Origin of the sequence: Nitrobacter winogradskyi Nb-255, assembly GCF_000012725.1 — a bacterium.
Classification (GTDB): domain Bacteria; phylum Pseudomonadota; class Alphaproteobacteria; order Rhizobiales; family Xanthobacteraceae; genus Nitrobacter; species Nitrobacter winogradskyi.
Genome location: NC_007406.1, coordinates 1,546,966 through 1,562,753, shown reverse-complemented (window position 1 = coordinate 1,562,753; position 15,788 = coordinate 1,546,966). Strand labels below are relative to the sequence as shown.

16 protein-coding genes are annotated in these 15,788 nt (G+C 61.3%); 7 read left to right on the top strand and 9 right to left on the bottom strand.

Translation table 11 applies throughout. The annotated features are described in order from the left end of the window. Positions 1 to 87: 87 nt before the first annotated feature. Both NWI_RS07440 and NWI_RS07435 read right to left on the bottom strand, forming a co-directional pair. Positions 88 to 741, bottom strand: coding sequence for a PopZ family protein (locus tag NWI_RS07440; protein WP_041345504.1), 654 nt, complete (start codon positions 739 to 741; stop codon positions 88 to 90). A 272-nt stretch (positions 742 to 1,013) separates the two neighbouring features. Continuing rightward, the gene (locus tag NWI_RS07435; RefSeq protein WP_081431766.1) at positions 1,014 to 2,423 is read right to left on the bottom strand and encodes a TolC family outer membrane protein; all 1,410 of its coding nucleotides are present in this window, start codon (positions 2,421 to 2,423) and stop codon (positions 1,014 to 1,016) included. A 736-nt stretch (positions 2,424 to 3,159) separates the two neighbouring features. Between NWI_RS07435 and rpmG the strand changes: the two genes are divergently transcribed. Next, positions 3,160 to 3,327 (top strand): 50S ribosomal protein L33, encoded by a 168-nt coding sequence (gene rpmG, locus NWI_RS07430; RefSeq protein ID WP_006611239.1) that lies wholly within the window; start codon positions 3,160 to 3,162, stop codon positions 3,325 to 3,327. A gap of 360 nt (positions 3,328 to 3,687) precedes the next feature. On the opposite strand, the gene NWI_RS07425 is transcribed toward rpmG, so the two are convergent. Together NWI_RS07425 and NWI_RS07420 are read right to left on the bottom strand one after the other, a co-directional pair. Then, positions 3,688 to 5,061, bottom strand: coding sequence for a PleD family two-component system response regulator (locus tag NWI_RS07425; RefSeq protein ID WP_011314702.1), 1,374 nt, complete (start codon positions 5,059 to 5,061; stop codon positions 3,688 to 3,690). A gap of 10 nt (positions 5,062 to 5,071) precedes the next feature. Further along, entirely contained in the window at positions 5,072 to 5,437 is a 366-nt protein-coding gene (locus NWI_RS07420; protein WP_011314701.1) for a response regulator, read from the bottom strand. Between the two features lie 227 nt (positions 5,438 to 5,664). Between NWI_RS07420 and NWI_RS07415 the strand changes: the two genes are divergently transcribed. Further along, entirely contained in the window at positions 5,665 to 5,964 is a 300-nt protein-coding gene (locus tag NWI_RS07415) for a DUF3572 domain-containing protein (protein ID WP_041345503.1), read from the top strand. Then, a complete protein-coding gene (locus tag NWI_RS07410) occupies positions 5,961 to 7,250 on the top strand; it encodes a DNA polymerase IV (protein ID WP_011314699.1) in 1,290 nt (429 codons plus the stop codon). The genes NWI_RS07415 and NWI_RS07410 overlap by 4 nt, the downstream gene beginning before the upstream one ends. Before the next feature lie 50 nt (positions 7,251 to 7,300). Here the strand turns inward: NWI_RS07410 and NWI_RS07405 are convergent, their stop codons facing one another. Next, positions 7,301 to 8,188, bottom strand: a complete 888-nt coding sequence (locus NWI_RS07405; RefSeq protein WP_011314698.1) for a cell envelope integrity EipB family protein — start codon at positions 8,186 to 8,188, stop codon at positions 7,301 to 7,303. A gap of 334 nt (positions 8,189 to 8,522) precedes the next feature. Here NWI_RS07405 and NWI_RS07400 point away from each other — a divergent pair, with 334 nt between their 5' ends. The 3 genes from NWI_RS07400 (at position 8,523) to NWI_RS07390 (ending at position 11,125) form a co-directional block, all read left to right on the top strand. Then, positions 8,523 to 8,990, top strand: a complete 468-nt coding sequence (locus NWI_RS07400) for a RidA family protein (RefSeq protein ID WP_011314697.1) — start codon at positions 8,523 to 8,525, stop codon at positions 8,988 to 8,990. A gap of 6 nt (positions 8,991 to 8,996) precedes the next feature. Next, positions 8,997 to 9,749, top strand: coding sequence for a glycerophosphodiester phosphodiesterase (locus NWI_RS07395; protein ID WP_011314696.1), 753 nt, complete (start codon positions 8,997 to 8,999; stop codon positions 9,747 to 9,749). A 131-nt stretch (positions 9,750 to 9,880) separates the two neighbouring features. After that, positions 9,881 to 11,125 (top strand): GNAT family N-acetyltransferase, encoded by a 1,245-nt coding sequence (locus NWI_RS07390; RefSeq protein WP_011314695.1) that lies wholly within the window; start codon positions 9,881 to 9,883, stop codon positions 11,123 to 11,125. A 14-nt stretch (positions 11,126 to 11,139) separates the two neighbouring features. On the opposite strand, the gene tsaA is transcribed toward NWI_RS07390, so the two are convergent. The 4 genes from tsaA to rplM all read right to left on the bottom strand — a co-directional run bounded on the left by tsaA (position 11,140) and on the right by rplM (position 13,919). Continuing rightward, the gene (gene tsaA / locus NWI_RS07385; RefSeq protein ID WP_041345499.1) at positions 11,140 to 11,622 is read right to left on the bottom strand and encodes a tRNA (N6-threonylcarbamoyladenosine(37)-N6)-methyltransferase TrmO; all 483 of its coding nucleotides are present in this window, start codon (positions 11,620 to 11,622) and stop codon (positions 11,140 to 11,142) included. Positions 11,623 to 11,705: 83 nt separating this feature from the next. Then, a complete protein-coding gene (locus tag NWI_RS07380; protein ID WP_011314693.1) occupies positions 11,706 to 12,848 on the bottom strand; it encodes a lytic transglycosylase domain-containing protein in 1,143 nt (380 codons plus the stop codon). A gap of 127 nt (positions 12,849 to 12,975) precedes the next feature. Further along, a complete protein-coding gene (rpsI, locus tag NWI_RS07375; RefSeq protein ID WP_011314692.1) occupies positions 12,976 to 13,452 on the bottom strand; it encodes a 30S ribosomal protein S9 in 477 nt (158 codons plus the stop codon). A 2-nt stretch (positions 13,453 to 13,454) separates the two neighbouring features. Continuing rightward, positions 13,455 to 13,919, bottom strand: coding sequence for a 50S ribosomal protein L13 (gene rplM / locus NWI_RS07370; RefSeq protein ID WP_011314691.1), 465 nt, complete (start codon positions 13,917 to 13,919; stop codon positions 13,455 to 13,457). A 377-nt stretch (positions 13,920 to 14,296) separates the two neighbouring features. On the opposite strand from rplM, the gene NWI_RS07365 reads away from it, so the two are divergent. Further along, the gene (locus NWI_RS07365; protein ID WP_011314690.1) at positions 14,297 to 15,574 is read left to right on the top strand and encodes an O-acetylhomoserine aminocarboxypropyltransferase; all 1,278 of its coding nucleotides are present in this window, start codon (positions 14,297 to 14,299) and stop codon (positions 15,572 to 15,574) included. Positions 15,575 to 15,788 lie beyond the last annotated feature (214 nt).

Genomic DNA, 15,788 nt, shown 5'->3' with positions numbered 1-15,788 from the left:
TAGCGCAGATGTGAGTTTCTCATGACGCCTGGAGACGGTTCGGCTTTCCGCTCCGGTGGCCGCCGCATTCCCGGCTGGTGGAGCGGATCAGGGACGACCGCGCGAGACCCGCTCGATTTCAGCCTTGACGATGCGCTCCACCAACCCCGGCAGATTGTCGTCGAGCCAGGACTTCAGCATCGGGCGCAGCATCTCCTTGACGAGATCCTCAAGGGTGCGGGCGTTGTTGGTCAACACCGTGCTGGCAAGCGAGTTGAAGGCCGTTTCAACCGCTGAAACGGTCGAGTGCGACAGAATCCGCGCCGCCGGCGCGGCATTCGGATTGGACGGGGGGATGGCTGCTGAATCCGGCGAGGCAGCCGCGACCTGCGTCGCTTCGGCGAATTCCAGATCATCCTGAGGTTCGATTTTCTGAAAAGCGTCCTGCCTTGCATCCGGCACGGCCATTTCGTCCGTCAGTTCGAACACCTCCTCAGCCTCGGCGGGACGGCCTTCTTTCCCGGTGGCTGCTGCGTCGAGGTTCGCAAGCATCGCGTCGATATCGTCCTGGCTGTTGGCGGCGTCAGCATTCGCGGGAGCGGCCGGCTTAGGGGCGGGAGCGGTCCGAGGCCGCGCTTCCACTACGTCAGCGACGGCAGCTTTTCCGGCCGCGGCGGGCTTTTCATCGTCCGCGATGATGCGACGGATCGACGCCAGAATTTCCTCCATGGAGGGCTCTTGGACTTTTGCAGGTTGCGTCATGTCCAACTCCACATCTGTCACGGCCCTCGCCAGAGCGCCAGCTTCAAGCGATATAAGGATTTTCATCCGGTTCCAGATGCGGGCGCCGACATCGATCGCAACCGGATTTATTTCCCAAGAAAGCGCTGCGAACTGGTGGTGACATCAATTCCGGGCCGGCCCTCGCAGCAGGACCGGCATCCGACGACGTCCGAATCGCTTCACGACCTCGTGCAAAGGTATGTCATGGCATCAATTGATTGCAAGCAAAGGACCCGCCGCCGTCGGCGCAACTACTGTCCATCCGGCGTACGCAGGCCAATCCAGCTGTCGCGAACCTGATGATAGTGGACACTGGGATCGTACACCGTGGTGTTCAGCTTAAGTACCTGCGGCGTCAACCGGCCAACGGCATTCAAAACCGCATAGGAGGCGACCACGCGATCGTGTTGAGCCGTCACCAGGGCCACTCGGGCGCTGACGAGGGCTTGTTGCGCGACCAGCACGTCGAACGTGGTTCGTTGACCGGCCTTGGCTTCCTCGCGAATGCCGTTGACCGCGATCTCCGAAGCCTCGACCTGCGCCTGCGCCGACTTCACCTGCACCTTGGTTGCTTCGAGCTGGCCCCACGCCTGCACAGTGCTGGCGCGCGCCTGATTGCGAACCTGCTCGAGGTTGAGACGTTGTTGCGCCAGCGTTTCCTTGGACTGGCGGATCAGCGAATATTCAGCGCCGCCCTGATAGATCGGCACCGACACCTGCGCGATCGCCGATGCGGCGAACTGAGTCGGCAATGTGAGCTGCTGATCGTACCCCTTCTGCACGTTGGCCTGAAGGGTCACGGTCGGAAACAGCACGCCCTCCGCAACCTTGACCTGCAAATGGCTGACGTCGATGCCATACATCGCCGCGGTCACATTGGGATTTTGGGTAAGGGCGAGATCCACGGAACGCGCGAGCGTTGACGGCAGAAAGCGATCAACGGGCGAGCCCGGCGCCAACTGCCCCGGTTCGTTGCCGACAATGCGCCGATAATTCGCGCGCGTGGTTATGAGGGTGGATTCAGTGGCCATAAGCTGGGTGCGTCCGGCGGCGAGTTGGGCCTCGGACTGCGCCACGTCGGTGCGGGTCACCTCGCCGACATTGAAACGATCACGCGTCTGCTTGAGCGTCTCCTCGAGGACGCGAACATTGCTGCGCTGAACCTCCACAATGGCGGCATCCCGCAGATAATCCATATAGATGGTCGCAGCAGCGAGCAGTACGGTCTGCTCGAGGACCCTTAGCCCCTCGCGCGCCGCCGAAACCTGTCCTTCCGCCGCACGGGTCCTGTTGGCGGCCTGGAATCCGTCGAACAGCGTCTGTGAAACCGTGGCGCCGATAGCTACCGGTGTCTGATTACCCTTGATCCTCCCTAGGACGTTTCCCTGACCCGGCAGACCCTGGCTAAATGTCATGTCGGTATGCTGAAAGCCGCCGCTCGTGGTTACGGCGACTCTGGGCCGATAGCCCGAAAGGGCCTGGGGCACGCTCTCGTCGGTCGCACGAACAGCGGCGCGCTGGGCATTGAGCTGAGGGTTGCTCTGGTAGGCACGCACCAATGCAGATTCGATGGTGTCGGCGGAGACCCGTGTCGCCGTCCCCGGCCACGCAGTCATAAAAGCCAACACGGCGGCCGCCGCCGCCAGTCTCACACCACCCATCCGCAGAATTCCATTCTTCATATCACAAGACGTAAACAAGGCCGAGCCTCTACGCCGGATCATCCCCCGAGCCACTTGCCCAACCGAGTCACTTTCCCCACCGAGTCACTTTCCCCACCAAGTCACTTGCCCCACGCGAACATATTCGCCGCCGGGGCGCTAAGGAACCCCTTGCGAGCAGTCTTGGCGGAAACTCTGAAGTTGAAGCGTTGAAGCCACACTTGCCGATTCGATCATACTTGAAGAACTCTAAAGCATTATCGCTTCTGACCGAATCAGAAGCGAAGCTCCAGATTGTTGTTTTGACGCGCCTTCTTAACGCGAACCGGTATCCATCCTCGGGTCAAGCCCAACGACATGCTTCCCCAACGACATGCTTCGCTCGAAAACGCCATAGCCAGCAGCGGGCAAGCTCATCCCGCAACTTCCTTGCCTTTCACGGAGCCAGCGGATGAACCATCCGAAAAATACATAAAAGCAGACAATACTATGACGATGTTTCTTGCCTAATGTGACAATCAGCTTCGTCAAAAGAGCTATAGCCTTGCATCCGAAGGATCACGTTGAACGGCTTTGGAAACCGCAACGCCTGCCGCCGACGATCCGCGCCATCATGGACTGATTCTGGCGTCGTTGGCCTTGAAATCCTTGACTTTCGACGTTTCGCGGCTAGTTTGCCGGCCAGATGCAGGCCTGATGTGGCCGGCTTTCCTTTTCCGACATCAAGGGTTTGCACATGGCCAAGGCCGTCACCATCAAGGTCAAGCTGGTTTCCAGCGCTGACACGGGCTTCTACTACGTCGCCAAGAAGAACTCGCGCACCATGACCGACAAGATGGTCAAGAAAAAATACGATCCGGTTGCGCGCAAACACGTCGAATTCCGCGAAGCCAAGATCAAGTAAGCAAGAGCAGGTAAGATCTGGCCTGCGCAACCGGTGCGGAGCTTTCGCGCTCCGTTTTATTTTGCGCGTCTTATGGCAACGTTTGACGCGTTTTCTTCACGCGAACCGGATTCCGTCCTCGGGTCAAGCCCGAGGACATGCTTCGCGCGAAAACGCTATAGGACGTGGAATGCGCTCGCGCATATCAGCGCTGCAAATACACGATGGCATTTGCGATCGAAGCCACGTTTTGTTCTTGGGCTTGACCACGGACCGACACAGGTTCGCGTGAGAAAAACACACCAGATCATGGGGCTTCGCTTCTGATTCCATCAGACGCGAGAAGGCTCTCATTCCTCGGCGAGAGTCAGGCGGCGGAGATCAAGCCGCCTCCGCCACGACGCGGTTTCGGCCGTCATGCTTGGCGCGGTAAAGCGCGACATCGGCGCGCTTCACGACGTCAGAGATAGGCTCCCCCTTCCGCTCCAGGGTCGACAATCCGATCGAGATGGTCACCTTGATCAGCTTCGTCCCCTTGTGGATGGAGAACGGTTCGCCAGCAATCGCGCGGCGCAGGCGCTCGGCCACCATGCCGGCGACATGCAGGTCGGTCTCCGGCATCACGATCACGAACTCCTCGCCGCCGTAACGGCAGGCCAGATCGATTCCTCGAATAGCTTTGCGGATACGCAGCGCGAACTCCCGTAGAACATCGTCACCGGCGTCATGGCCGTAATTGTCATTGATCGCCTTGAAGTAGTCTATATCAAGCATCATGAGCGCCAATGACTGGCCGCGCAGCGAGGCCTGCTCGGCCAGCGTCGTCAGATGGCTTTCCATGTAACGCCGGTTGTGCAGCCCGGTCAGTCCGTCCGTGACGGCCATTTCGATCGAACTCGCCACGTTGTCACGCAGGTGAACGGTATAGCGACGGCGGCGGATTTGCGTGCGCGCGCGGGCGAGCAGTTCGTTCCTGTCGATCGGCCGCAGCAGATAATCATTGATGCCGATCTCGAGACCACGCAGCAATCGCGGGCTGCCGTCGGCGTCGGCAACGGCGAGAATCGGAACGTGTCGCGTCCGCTCCAGCGAGCGCGCCTGGCTGCACAGCCGCAGGCCGTCGAAATTTTCCAGCCCGAGCGAGACGATAAGGAGATCGTAATTGCTTTCGGCGGCACGAAACAGCGCCTCGGAGGGGTCGGCTTCGACGTCGACGGCATGTTCGGCGCTCAGCATCGACGCCAGCCGCTCATACGACGAGGGACGGTCATCGACCAGCAGGATGCGCCCGCCCTTCCCGCTATCGCAGACCGCCTCGCGCTCCGGCGCCTGCATGCCGATTTCGAGCGAAGTCATGGCCCGCAGGCGGAGTTCGTCGGTCATCATCTTCAGACGCGTCAACGAACGAACCCGCGCGGTCAACACGACATCCGATACCGGCTTGGTCAGGAAATCATCGGCGCCGGCCTCAAGGCCGCGCACACGGTCGGACGGATTGTCCAGCGCGGTGATCATCACCACCGGAATAAAATGGGTTGCCGGGTTGGCCTTCAGCCGGCGGCAGACCTCAAAACCGTCCATGTCAGGCATCATCACGTCGAGGAGGATGATGTCGCACTCGGCGCGGGCGCAGGTCTCCAATGCCTGCGCGCCATTGGACGCGGTCAAAACGTCGAAATATTCCGCCGACAAGCGCGCTTCCAGGAGCCGGACATTGGCGGGGACATCGTCGACGACCAGAACACGCGCGGACACTCTTATCTCCTCAACCCACGAACCGGCGAACGGTCTCGATGAACTTGCCGACCGAAATGGGCTTCGACAGGTAAGCCTCGCAGCCGCCCTCGCGGATGCGTTCCTCGTCGCCCTTCATAGCAAACGCCGTCACCGCAACCACGGGAATCGCGCGCAGTTCGGGATCGTCCTTGATCCAGCGCGTGACATCCAGGCCGGATACCTGCGGCAACTGAATATCCATGAGGACCAGATCGGGACGAAGCTTGCGAACCAGATCAAGCGCCTCGAACCCGTTGCTGGTCCCGGACGTGTGATAACCATGAGCCTCCAACAGATCGCGGAAGAGCTTCATGTTGAGCTCGTTGTCTTCCACGATCAGGACCGTCTTGGCCACTTCGGCCCTCCAGTCGACTCGGTGCTCGTCCGCCCTGAGCGATAATATGCCGGCACCGCGACACTTATCCGCAAACTGGAGTTAGATTTGCACCAGAATTCGCTCTAAGTCGTTAAGACATAAGACGATCTTTATGCGAGCGGATTAGTAATTGGTTGAAGGTTCCAGGACTCGGGCATTCTGGTCCAAAGTAAAATCGATAGGTTACGGAAAGGCAAATGGTCGAGATGACAAAGCGTGTGCATAACCCGCGCGAAGCCGCTGAGTTTGTGGCCATTCAGGCCCTTTCATTTGTCGCGGCCGACGCGGAGGTTCTAGGCCGGTTTCTGGCCGAGACCGGCATCGGTCCGGAGACTCTGCGCAGTTCCGCCTCCGATCCGCATTTTTTGACCGCCGTGCTGGATTTCGTGCTGCGCGACGACGCAACCGTGAAAGCGTTCTCGGAGTCCTCGGGGCATCACCCGACCACGATCGCGGCCGCCCGACAGGCGTTCGGCGATGTTTTTCCGGAACGCGACCTCCCGTGACCGCAGGTTCGTCGGATGGTCCGTTGTGCTTTTGCCGGGATTGTCTCGCCGACCTCAGCTTTACGGCGCCCCGTTGCAGCGCGTGCGGCTCGCCCCGGCTGGTGCGACATCGCGCATTGCCGGCGCTTGCCATCGCCCACATCGATTGCGACGCGTTCTACGCCACGGTCGAGAAGCGGGATAATCCGGCGCTGGCGGACAAGCCTGTCATCGTGGGCGGCGGCAGGCGCGGCGTGGTATTGGCCGCCTGCTATACCGCCCGGACCTACGGCGTGCATTCCGCGATGCCGATGTTCAAAGCCCTCGCGCTTTGCCCCTTCGCAGCGGTGGTCCCTCCCGACATGGCGAAATATGTCAGGATCGGTCGGGATGTGCGCACCGCCATGCAGGCGCTGACGCCGCTGGTCGAGCCGCTGTCGATCGACGAAGCCTTCCTTGACCTCAGCGGTACCCGACGCGTTCACGGCATGATTCCCGCCAAGGTGCTGGCGAGGTTCGCAACAGGCATCGAACGCCAGCTCGGCATCACGGTGTCGGTCGGGCTGTCGTGCAATAAATTCCTCGCGAAGATCGCCTCGGACCTCGACAAGCCGCGCGGTTTCGCGGCACTCGACCAGGACGAAGCGCGCATCATGCTCGCGGACAAGCCGGTCGGTTTCATTTTCGGCGTCGGCCCGGCCACCCAGCAGCGACTGTCGGAGCGTGGCTTTCGGGCCATCGGCGATCTGCAACATGCCGGCGAGATCGAAATGATGAAGCAGTTTCCTGCCGACGGGCGCCGGTTGTGGCGGCTGGCGCAGGGCATCGATGACCGGCGGGTGATCGCGGATCGCGGCGCCAGGACCATTTCGAGCGAGACGACGTTCGAGTCCGATATCCGCGATTTCGCCACGCTCGAACGCCTCCTGTGGCGGCTGTCGGAGAAGGTCTCCTCGCGACTGAAGGCAAGTGAACTGGCGGGATCGACCATCACGCTGAAGCTCAAGACCACCGATTTCCGGCAAAGAACGCGGTCGCGATCGATCTCCGGTTCGACCCAGCTCGCATCCAAGATTTTCGCAACGTGCCGGGAAATGCTGACGAAGGAAGTCGATGGCACCGCTTTCCGCCTGATGGGAACGGGCGTCAGCGCGCTTCGGGCGGCATCGCAAGCCGGCGAGGCCGATATGCTGGATCTCCGCTCAGCTCATGCTGAACGGGCGATGGACGACCTGCGCAAGAAGTTCGGGAGCGCGGCCGTCATCCGGGGCCTTGTCTATGACGGGCCGGAAAAGCCACCCAGGTAATCCGGGAGCGCGGTCAAAGGACCCGCATTCCGAAGTATATCAGGCTGACATCACTTGCAGGGCTTGGCGCTCCTGACATCGCTGAGGTCGAACTTGTCCATCTTCCCGGAAATCACGAAGTCATTGTAGTCGAGCACCAACGCGCGCGAGACGCCATCCTCGAACAGCTCGAACGATATGGAGTAGTTCGGGGTCTGTTCACCGCTGGTATGTGGGGCGCCGCGTTCGTAGTAACTGACGGTGACCGGCCATCGCGTCAAGGTTTTCATCTGATCATTGGCGGTCGATGGATCAGGCGTTGATCCCGTCGCCTCCCCTCGAATGGGTTTCCCGATCACCGAAAACGTGTTGTAGACTTTCTCGCCGTTGTCCGATCCGTCATACACGGTCAGTTCGAGCACCGACTTTCCTGCCTTCGCGGCCGCAATGATGCGCTGGATCTGTTCGGTCGGAAACACCGCCTTGCCGTCGATGGTGACCGTTTTGGCGACCGGCCGTTTCAGTTTCACCGTGATTTTGCCACCCTTGCGTTCGGCGATTCCGTCGACCTCGCTCTGATCGCTGTCGTTCGCGCGGGTCACGATCTTGAAACGGTATGCCTTTCCTTCCGCATCCTCCCAGCTCGTGGAACGCATGTCGCTGAGCGTCGTCTCGCCTTCCCCGTTGTCCATTTCCGAGACCTGCCTGAAGTCCGACGTGTAACCTTCGCAGGCGCTTCCGGAAAACTTGTAGAGGATTCGCCCGCGCGCGCCGTTGATCGACGAGCTGCCTCGAGATTTCACCAGGCTCAGATTGTACAGCGCCTGATGAGAGAGAAACGAAACTCCGGCGGCGGCATACGCCGCACCACTTAGTGCCGGCAGGGACGCGGCGGCGACAATTGTCGTCAGAAACCAGGGCAAAAGGCGCGAAGCGGAGCAACGAGAATAGTGGCGCATATCATCTCTCGACGGGATTGAATCCGACCATAGTCACCGCTCAATTGCGCCGCAATTGGGGAGGCCCGCCGCAGCCCCGATTATTTGCTGTCTGTCTCGAAAGTTTGATCGGCTGCCTGTCGGGCCGCTTGGAGAACCCGCTCCAATCCGGCATTTGCTTGCATGTCGCAAGACGATAGGCGAGATAGACTCCTCAACGGATTTCGAGTGGAACGTCTATAAGAGCCTTTCCGCTTCTGATAGAATCAGAAACGGGCTCTCAGATTTTGATTTGACGCGTTTTCTTCACGCGAACCGACACCCGCTTCGCTCGAAAACGCTATAGGGGACTAACATGGCAGGAGTGATCGAGCAAAATCTGGCCGCGCAGGGCATCATCCTGCATGAACCGGCATCGCCCGTGGCGAATTACGTCGGCTTCGTTCGTACCGGCAACCTGCTGTTCGTGTCCGGACAACTCTGCCTGGACCCGGAGGGTAACCTGATCGCAAAAGGCAAGCTGGGCGCGGATGTCACCGTTGAAGAAGGTAACGCGGCCGCGCGCGGCTGCGCCATCAATCTGCTGGCACAGGTCAAGGCCGCGCTCGGCGATCTCGACAAGGTCGCCCGTGTCGTCAGGCTTGGCGGCTTCGTCAACTCCGCTCCCGATTTCGCCGACGGTCCCAAGGTATTGAACGGCGCATCGGACCTGATGGTTGCGGCGTTCGGCGAGAAGGGCCGCCACTCGCGCAGCACGGTCGGCGTCGCCGCCCTTCCCGCGAATGCGGCGGTCGAGATCGAAGGCCTTTTCGAAGTCGCCTGACCCCGAATGCGCGCGCCCGACTGGCTGACAGCACGCCCGATCGCCCACCGCGGCCTGCATGACCACGCTCGCGGGATCATGGAGAATATGCCCGGAGCGATCCGGGCCGCCATCGCCGGGAATTTCGCCATCGAGGTGGACATCCAGCTGACCGCCGACAATGAGGCCATGGTCTACCATGACGATGAACTCGGCCGGCTGACGGAAGGATCGGGGGCGTTGCGAACCGTGACCGCGGCCGAGCTCAAGCGCGTCATTTTCAAGAGCACGCCCGAAAAAATGATGTCGCTTGCGGATCTCTGCGCGCTGGTCGCGGGCCGCGTACCGCTGGTGATCGAGGTCAAAAGTCACTTTGATGGCGGTACAGATCTCGTGCGCCGCATGGCGGAGGTGCTGTCCGGCTATGACGGGCCGGCGGCCGGGATGTCATTCGATCCGGATCAGGTCATGGCGATGCGCGAGTTGATGCCGTCGCTCCCGCGCGGCATCGTCGCCGAGCGCCGCTATTCGAAGGCCGACTGGCCGGAAGCGACGTCGCGCCAGCGCGCCGCGATGACCCATCTGCGTCACGGCTTCCGCACCCGGCCGCATTTTGTCGCTTATAACGTGAACGAACTCCCTGCTCTCGCGCCTTGGATTGCAAGAAACATTTTAGGTTGTCCGTTGCTGACATGGACGGTGCGCAGCGCGGAACAGCGTGCCCGTGCCGCAAGACATGCCGACCAGATGATCTTCGAAGGTTTCTACCCGAACGCATGATCACGCGACCCTTGATGTCGCCAGGCATCGTGTCCAATCTCTGGGCGGATGCGGATCAAACATCGCACCGCCACACCGCAAGAGTCACTGCGTGCAGTGGCTGAATTCTCAAGCCGGACCGGTTCAACTCCTTGATACCACCATCTGAAATATCGCTCGAAGCTGTCGGATCCGTCAGCGAAATTCCGGCTGCGGACTGGGACGCCTGCGCTAATCCGGCCTCCGGTCCGGGCGGAGGATCCGATAGTGCAGTCCCCGCGCCTCTCCCGGATTCATCCCAAAGTTCAAAATGCCGTTATAATCCTTTCGTTTCACATGCTTTTTTCATCGCTCTCGAATCGTCGAACTCGGCCTGTTCCCGGACCGGCTGGGGACCGCGCCATCTGATCGCGCGCCAAGACGGCTCGATCGTCGGCATCGTCCCCTGCTATCTGAAATCCCACTCGCAGGGTGAGTATGTCTTCGATCACGGCTGGGCCAATGCCTATGAGAGCGCAGGCGGGCGCTATTATCCCAAGCTTCTGGTGTCGGTTCCGTTCACACCCGCCACCGGCCCCCGGCTTCTGATCCGACCCGGCAACGACGAAGCGGATGTCCGCGCCGCGCTGGCCGGCGGCCTCGTCGGCCTGTGTGACGCGACCCGCGCATCATCGGTCCACGTCACTTTTGCTCGCAAGGATGAATGGGCGTTCCTCGCGGAGAAGGGATTCCTCCGGCGCACCGACCAGCAGTTTCATTGGCGAAACGACGGCTATTCGTGCTTCGAGGACTTCCTCGCCAGCCTCAACTCGCGGCACCGCAAGGCGATCCGGCGTGAACGTCGCGATGCGCTGGCCAACGGCATCACCATCCACGTCCTCACCGGCGGCGACCTTACCGAGGAGATCTGGGACGCCTTTTTTCAGTTTTATATGGAAACGGGGACGCGCAAATGGGGCCGGCCCTATTTGACCCGGTCGTTCTATTCGCTGATCGGCCAGAGCATGAGCCGGGATATCGCCCTGATCATGGCCCGGCGCGACGGCCGCTGGATCGCGGGCGCCATCAACTTCATCGGGTCGGATACGCTGTTCGGGCGGCACTGGGGCGCCATCGAGCATCATCCCTTCCTGCATTTCGAGGTCTGTTATTATCAGGCGATCGATTTTGCGATCCAGCATCGCCTGAGAACGGTGGAGGCCGGCGCACAGGGCGAGCACAAGATCGCGCGGGGCTATCTTCCGCAAACCACCTACTCGGCACACTATATCGCCGATCCGGGGTTGCGACGCGCGGTGGGTGACTTCCTCAATCGCGAACGTCACTACGTCGCCGAAGCGGCCCGGGAACTCACGGAAGCCGGCCCTTTTCGCAAGACCGGAGACGGCGTCGCCTGATGCTGCGGACGCGTTCAGCCGGTTTCGCCATCGCCCTTCGGCGCTGACGCAAATTGGCAGCGGATCGGCTTGATGTCGAGCAGCGGCGTCTCGTCGAGGCAATCCAGTCCACGCACCAGAACCGTGGAGCCCTCGATACCCACCAGCTTCACGATCGACGTCCCGATCGGATTAGGCCGCACCGGCGACCGGAGCGCAAACGTGCCATGGGACGAGCCGCTGCTTTTGGGAACCTGCCGCACGATGTCGCGACGCGACAGATGAAGCCAGTAAATGACCTCGATGCTCTCGTATCTCTCCAGGCCCTGCAATGCCGGCTTCCAGGGATCGAATATCTCGAGGCGGCAGACCGGTCCGTCAGGCTGCCCTTGACGCGGCGCTTCCGCACGGGTTCTCCATGGCGTCCGAACGCGGCCGACGAACACCAGCCCCGCATCCGTCGGCGACGGCGGCTCGACCACGACCTCTCCCGCCCGGACTTCGTTTTCTTGTCCCATCGCCCTCGGTCCTCTTTTTTCCTTGTCCGGGCCTGTCATCCCGCCTCGATCAGAACAGCCTGCACGGCCGCACGCCCCTGATCCTACCCTTTCACGCGCGGGTTTCGCAGCACGAGGCAGGCGCCGCCAGCGCGCCGGATCCGGTTGCAGAGATCGTCGGCCTCCATACGCGAATCGGCCCCGATCCGCACCTGATAGAATGTCCGCGTGCCACGACTGCGCCATAGCGAGCCCAGCAGGCTCGGATCGCGATCGCCGATCACAGCGCCAAGGTGTCTAATGGCTCGTGCGTACATCGCCATCGCGCCGGCGCGGTTGAAGCCCGCCGCGAGCTGTACCCCCCACGGCTTGTCCGCACCGAGCTTGACGTGCTGTTCGAGGCCCGTGACAAACGGATTGGGTGCCCGTTTCAACAACGCCATCAGTTCGCGGCAACTCGTCGTGTCTGAAGGGGCTGGCGGTTTCCCGCTCTTGCCGGCGGCCGCCCAGTCCTCGATGGGCGATCCCGTGATGGCGACAACATAGTTGCGCGTCTCGGCGGGCATCGATCCCTTGCCATCAAGCCAGTCCTGCAAACGGCGAGGACCGGCGTTATAGGCCGCGGCCGCCAGTCCCAGATTGCCGAAGCGCCCACGCAGCTCGTTCAGATATTCCGCCGACTTGGGCAGGGCCTGCACCGGATCGAAAGGATCAAGCAGCCGTCGCTCGTTCGCCGTCCCCGGCATGAACTGCGCGATACCCTGCGCATGCTGACCGCTGCGCGTCATGGGTCCCACCGCATCGGGCTGAAACCGGCTCTCCTGCCAGATCACGCGCGCGAAAAACTCCAGCGGTAAGCTCTCGGCCCTGGCCGCGGATTCGACCATCAGGCAGATCGCCTCGCGTGTGTCGAGATCGACCTTGTCGGACTTGTCTACCTTATCCGGCTCGACTGCTTTATCGGGCTTGTCTGTCTTATCCGGTTTGGCGTGTTCGGGGGCGGCCGCCGTCTCCGCGCCCACTTGCGCAGAGGCCGGACCGGGCACCACGACAATCAGAAACGCAGCCAATGCGCAGCGTATGCGACCCGACAGGCGCTGGGCGATACCAGAGTCTTTCACCGTTTTATGGAAATGGTGAAAGACTTTATCTTTATGTTTTGACGCGTTTTCTTGACGCGAACCGGATTCCGCTTCGCTCGAAAACGCTATAGTTCTTTTCCGCGACGGCAGCGAAGCCGGATGCATTCCGCAAAGATAACAGACTTCTGCAGAAACCTTCCATAGCTCCCTGCTCTGGCAGGAAAAATTGAGCTAAAGTTCCGAGGTTCGAAGCTCGACCTTCGCCGCTGGCTGCGGCGAAGGTCGAATTCGATCAGCGCTTCGAGAACTGGAACGAGCGGCGGGCTTTCGCCTTGCCGTACTTCTTGCGTTCGACCACGCGCGAGTCGCGGGTCAGGAAGCCGCCCTTCTTGAGCACGCCACGCAATTCGGGCTCGAAGTGCGTCAGTGCCTTAGACAGGCCGTGGCGGACAGCCCCCGCCTGGCCGGACAGGCCGCCGCCGGCAACGGTGCAGACGACGTCATATTGACCGGCGCGCGCGGCAGCAACGAGCGGCTGCTGGATCATCATTCGCAGCACGGGACGCGCGAAGTAAACGTCAACCTCGCGGGCATTAACCAGGATTTTGCCAGCGCCCGGCTTGATCCAGACGCGGGCAACCGCATCCTTGCGCTTGCCGGTGGCGTAAGCGCGGCCGTATTTGTCGACCTTCTTGGTGTGCTTCGGCGCTTCCGACTCGGCCGGCTTGAGCGCGGACAACTGGTCGAGAGACTGAATGGTATCGGCCATGATTATGCGGCCCTCATGTTCTTACGGTTCATCGCACCGACATTGATGACTTCCGGCTGCTGCGCCTCGTGCGGATGCTCGGCGCCGGCATAGACCCGGAGGTTGCCGAGTTGTACGCGCCCGAGCGGGCCGCGCGGGATCATGCGCTCAACGGCCTTTTCGAGAACGCGCTCCGGAAAGCGCCCTTCGAGAATTGACTTCGCCGTGCGCTGCTTGATGCCGCCGATGTATCCGGTGTGGTTGTAATAGATCTTGTCGTCCCGCTTGCGGCCGGTGAAAACCACCTTGGCCGCATTGATGATGATGACATTGTCGCCGCAATCGACATGCGGGGTGTAGGTCGGCAGATGCTTGCCGCGCAGCCGCATCGCAACGAGGGTGGCGAGCCGTCCGACCACCAGTCCGCTGGCGTCGATCAACACCCATTTCTTCGTCACTTCGGCGGGCTTTGCCGAAAACGTTTTCATGTGAGACATCCGTGAAAGAGACCTCGACGCGCACGCGCCGAACTGTTGAGGTTTCTAGAGGCGCGACCTTTCCGCGTCAACGCCATTCAGGTGATCTTTCTGTAGAATAATCATTGGCTTATGAAAATGGTTCTATATTACCTGAAAAAACTACAAGGATTCGGAATAGAGTAGGTCGTTGTTCCGTGCACGATCCCCGTGTCACTTTTGCGGGACAAGGACGGCCCGGCGTGAGCGCCGGATCTGGTTGAAGGAACGCGTCCGCCGTCACGGACCTGCGCGGCATAATCCAGGGTTGTCCGGCAGCGCCTTGACGTCAACGCGCGATCCCATCAGCATCATCAGCGTCACATCCGACCGAGCAGACAGGATACGAGATGACCGATCGCACTCCGGGCTTCGCAACGCTTGCCGTCCACGCCGGCGCCCAGCCTGATCCGACCACCGGCGCGCGCGCGACGCCGATCTATCAGACTACCTCCTTCGTGTTCAACGATGCCGACCACGCGGCCTCGCTGTTCGGATTGCAGGCGTTCGGCAACATCTATACCCGCATCGGCAATCCGACCAACGCGGTGCTGGAAGAGCGCGTCGCCGCGCTCGAGGGCGGCACCGCGGCGCTTGCGGTGGCGTCGGGGCATGCCGCGCAGGTCATCACGCTCCAGCAACTCATGAAACCCGGCGATGAGGTCATCGCCGCCCGCAAGCTCTATGGCGGAACGATCAATCAGTTCACGCACGCTTTCAAGAGCTTCGGCTGGAACGTGGCGTGGGCGGACCCGGACGATATCGACACCTTCGAGCAGGCCGTGACGCCGCGAACACGGGCGATCTTCATCGAATCGGTCGCCAATCCCAGGGGAGCCATCACCGATATCGAAGCGATCGCGGCGATCGCGCGCAAGGCGGGCGTCCCCCTGATCGTCGATAATACGATGGCGAGCCCCTATCTCATTCGACCGATCGAGCACGGCGCCGATATCGTGCTTCACTCGCTCACGAAATTCCTCGGCGGCCACGGCAACTCGCTCGGCGGCATCATAGTCGATGCGGGCACGTTCGACTGGTCGAAGGATAACAAGTATCCGATCCTGAGCGAACCGCGCCCGGAATATAACGGAATCCGGTTACAGGAGACGTTCGGCAACTTCGCCTTCGCGATCGCATGCCGCGCGCTTGGACTGCGCGATCTCGGCTCGGCGCTGTCGCCGTTCAACGCCTTCATGATCCTGACGGGCATCGAAACACTGCCGCTGCGGATGCAGAAGCATTGCGAGAACACACAGGCGATCGCCGAATGGCTGGCGGCCCATCCCGCCGTCGCGGCGGTCAACTACGCCGGGTTGCCCGGCGACCCGTACAACGCCCTCGCCCGCAAATATTCGCCGAAGGGCGCCGGCGCGGTGTTCACGTTCAGCCTGAAAGGCGGATACGACGCCGGCGTCAAGCTGGTGTCGAAACTCAAGCTGTTCTCGCACCTCGCCAATATCGGCGATACCCGATCGCTCGTGATCCACCCGGCATCGACCACGCACAGCCAGCTCGACGATGCGGCGAAGATCAAAGCCGGCGCCGCCCCCGATATTGTTCGCCTGGCGATCGGCATCGAGGACAAGGAAGACCTCATGGCCGACCTCGAGCAGGCGATGGCGTAGAACGGAACGTGCATCAATGATAAGTGCGCCACGGTCATGGCCGGGCTTCGTCCCGGCCGTCCACGTCTTGGATGCTGCAATTCCGCGAAGACGAAGACGTCGATGCCCGGCATAAAGCGGGGCATGACGTCTGGACTGAGTATCGTCCGCATTATGCGACGACGGCGTCCAGAAACTAGAGCATGTTCGCTTCTGATTAAATCAGAAGCGGTTC